This window comes from Tamlana crocina, from assembly GCF_012037625.1.
On record NZ_JAAVJS010000443.1, the window covers coordinates 1 to 374 of the forward strand.

The 374-nt window shown below is 45.7% G+C and carries 1 protein-coding gene; it reads right to left on the bottom strand.

The genetic code is table 11. The features are described from left to right. The coding region (locus tag HC176_RS17505; RefSeq protein WP_167920283.1) for an alpha/beta hydrolase family protein at nucleotides 1–374 on the bottom strand (374 nt) is incomplete at both ends.

Below are 374 nucleotides of genomic sequence, written 5' to 3' on the forward strand. Positions count from 1 at the left end.
TGTGCGTAAATTCTCTATATAGGCGATACCTTTTTGCCGCCAAGCTTCCAGCTCCTCTCCCCGAGGAAACCTGTCTCCGAAATCACTGACAGCGGCAAGAGTGATCAATTTTTGCACCCGTTCATCTTCAGCAGCCTTTACGACTACAACTCCGCCGCCACGGGAATGTCCCATTAAGCTGAAGCGGGAAAGATCCACCATATCGGCATACGGAAAATCCTCACTAAAGATCCAGTTGATAAGCACGTGCAGGTCATCGAGTTCTTTAGTATAGGTGTTCTCTCCAAAAGCATCCAGATCGGGAAAATCAATAGGTTCTTCCAATGTACCCCCATTAAAGGCAAAATTGAACTTGATGAACAAAAAGCCTTTTT